Source organism: Mesorhizobium sp. M7A.F.Ca.CA.002.15.2.1, from assembly GCF_003998715.1.
Classification (GTDB): Bacteria; Pseudomonadota; Alphaproteobacteria; order Rhizobiales; family Rhizobiaceae; genus Mesorhizobium; species Mesorhizobium ciceri.
The window spans coordinates 1-2,966 of sequence record NZ_RZPI01000674.1 but is presented as its reverse complement, the minus strand read 5'-3'; the positions used below and the strand labels follow the sequence as shown (position 1 = coordinate 2,966).

The following is a 2,966-nucleotide window of genomic DNA, read 5'->3' as shown; positions in this document are numbered from 1 at the left end:
GAAATAGCCGAGGCCATGCCGCGCATACGGGCGCCAATGTCGACGCGCACCTCCGGCCGGGCCGCCCTGCCCTGCGCGGCCAGCGCGCTTGGCCACGACATCTGTTCGAACGCGGCGAGGATCGAGGCCGGGATGAAACGGGTGCGCGAGGCATAGAGATGGCGGTCGCCGCGCGCCGCCTGGCCATGTGGAAAGAAACGCTGCGGCATGACCAGGTTGAGATTGTCCTTGGCCCGTGTCATCGCGACATAGAGCAGCCGGCGCTCCTCCTCGATGTCCTCCTTGGTGCCGACGCCGAGATCGGCCGGGATGCAGCCATCGACGGTGTTGAGCACGAAGACATTTTTCCACTCCTGGCCCTTGGCCGAGTGGATGGTCGACAGGATCAGATAATCCTCGTCGCGATGCGGCGGCCCAGCCTGGTCGCTGGTGGCGTCCGGCGGATCGAGCGTCAGTTCGGTCAGGAAGCGCTCGCGCGAGGCATAGCCCGAGCCGATCTGCTCAAGTTGCAACAGGTCGGCCCGGCGCGTCGTCGCGTCCTCGTGGATGCGTTCCAGATGCGGCTCGTACCACAGCCTGATCTGTTCGAGGTCGGCCGGCCATCTGGCGCCGGCGCGCAGGCCGGAATAGAGCGCGACGAAGCCAGGCCAGTCGTCCGCCGCGCGTTGCGGCGGACGCCAGCCGGCCAGCCCCATGGCCTCGTCCAGCGCCGTCGTCATGGTCTCGACGATCTGCGCGGCGGCCGAAGGGCCGATGCCAGGCAAGAGTTGCAATACGCGAAAACCGGCGACCCGGTCGCGCGGGTTTTCGGCAAAGCGCAGCACCGCCAGCACATCCTTGACGTGGGCGGCATCGAGAAACTTCAGGCCGCCGAATTTGACGAAGGGAATGTTGCGCCGCGTCAGTTCGATCTCCAGCGGCCCGCTGTGATGCGAGGCGCGAAACAGCACCGCCTGGGATTTCAGCGCTGTGCCCGCCTCGCGCTCGGCCAGGATGGTGTCGCAGACGAAATTGGCCTGCTCGACTTCGTCGCGCACGGTCACCAGTTTTGGCCTGTCGCTGGATTTGCGCTCCGACCACAGGTTTTTGGTGAAGCGCTCCGAGGCTTCGCCGATCACCGCGTTGGCGGCAGCAAGGATGGTCTCGGTCGAGCGGTAATTGCGCTCCAGCATCACCACGTCGGCGGCTTGCGCGAACTGATTGGGGAAGTCGAGGATGTTGCGAACCTCGGCGGCGCGGAACGAATAGATCGATTGCGCATCGTCGCCCACCACCGTCAGCCCGGCGCCGTCGGGTTTCAGCGCCATGAGGATCGAAGCCTGCAGGCGATTTGTGTCCTGGTATTCGTCGACCAGCACATGGTCGAAACGCCCGCCCAGATGCGCCGCTATCTCGGGCTCCGCCGCCATCTGCGCCCAGTAGAGCAGCAAATCGTCGTAATCGAGCACGTTTTGCGCCTGCTTGGCCTCGACATAACCGGCGAACAATTCTTTCAGCTGCTCCGCCCAGCCGGCGCACCAGGGAAAGGCGGAACCCAACACCTCGTTGAGCGGCGCCTGCGCGTTCACCGCGCGCGAATAGATGGCAAGGCAAGTGCCCTTGGTGGGGAAACGCGCTTCCGTCTTCGAGAAGCCGAGTTCGTGGCGGACCAGATTCATCAGGTCGGCGGAATCCTCGCGATCATGGATGGTGAAGGCCGGGTCGAGACCGATCTCCAGCGCATAGTCGCGCAACAGCCGCGCGCCGATGCCGTGAAAGGTGCCGGCCCAGGTCAGCGCATCGGTGATGACGGCTGCATCGCGGCCGAGCACCTCGCCGGCAATACGCTCGACGCGCCTGGCCATTTCGGATGCCGCGCGGCGCGAAAACGTCATCAGCAGGATGCGGCGCGGGTCGGCGCCCTTGACGATCAGATGAGCGACGCGATGCGCCAGCGTGTTGGTCTTGCCAGATCCGGCGCCGGCAATGACCAGCAACGGGCCGGCAATCTGACCGGCGCCGTGCTCGACGGCCTGGCGCTGGGCATCGTTCAGCCGCGCGAGATAGGCAGGCTGGACGGTCGGTTCCCGAAAGGTCGAATCAGCGGTGGCGAGGTTCATCGCCCATCAAGCATCGTTTCTGCTTTGTTCGCAACATCGATGCGGGCACACCTAACCCATGCAGGACTGGGGCCGGTCTGAAGAGAAGGGATCGCGGCTAGCGTTGCGGATCGACACCCATGTCGGCCGACTGCCGTCGCAAGGTCTCGCGATCAGGTTGCGACGGCGGCAACAGCAGCGGGTCGACCGTATCGGGCACGTTTTCGACCATCTTCCTGGCGATGCGATAAGTGACATAGGCGAAGGCGCCGGCGACGAGCAGACGGAACATGGTGCAACACTCCTTTGGAGCAGAACCAACCGTAGAAACAGCCTTTGGTTCCCTTGCCAATCGTCCACGCGCGCAGTCGAAGATGGAGGGCGGTTTCGCCGGCGCTCCCGATGCATTCTCGAGGCAACCGGAGGCGGAACTTGGCCTTTGCGAGGTTCGCGTGCTGCCGCAACCCGCTGTGGCGTCCCGGACGAACTTTTGGAGAAGAAGGCCGGCGCCGCTTGGGAGGAGTGAAGCGCCGGCCAAGCGGATAATTAAGTCCGCCGCACAGGTAAGGCTAGCTGAGTCTTTCCCCTGCGTCATCGGGGGATTGTCTTTGTTAAAAACGTGCCGACGCACACGGCCCTATCGGTCACCAGCCGTCAAGAGCTTGTCTTGACCATCATCCCGGCAATCTCAATAAACCCGGGAGTTGGCGATCAAAACGCGATCATCTTCCCGCGTCGCCACCCAGCCTTTGCCTGACCACGGCTACATGGAAATTCGTGCCGAACAGCAGCCCGTCATCGTTGAAGTCGTAGCTGGAATTGTGCAGCGGCGCGGAAGCTTCGCCATTGCCGAGGAAGACGAAGCAGCCCGGCACGTGGTCGAGGAAG

At 64.0% G+C, this 2,966-nt stretch carries 2 protein-coding genes and 1 pseudogene; all 3 read right to left on the bottom strand.

From position 1 onward, the window contains the following. A partial coding sequence (locus ENZ74_RS27360; protein WP_164761248.1) for an ATP-dependent helicase occupies positions 1-2,099 on the bottom strand: 2,099 nt, incomplete at its 3' end. A 97-nt stretch (positions 2,100-2,196) separates the two neighbouring features. Next, positions 2,197-2,370, bottom strand: coding sequence for a hypothetical protein (locus ENZ74_RS27355; RefSeq protein WP_013532459.1), 174 nt, complete (start codon positions 2,368-2,370; stop codon positions 2,197-2,199). A 430-nt stretch (positions 2,371-2,800) separates the two neighbouring features. Then, positions 2,801-2,966 (bottom strand): annotated as a pseudogene (locus tag ENZ74_RS35370) (amidohydrolase); the annotation flags it as partial.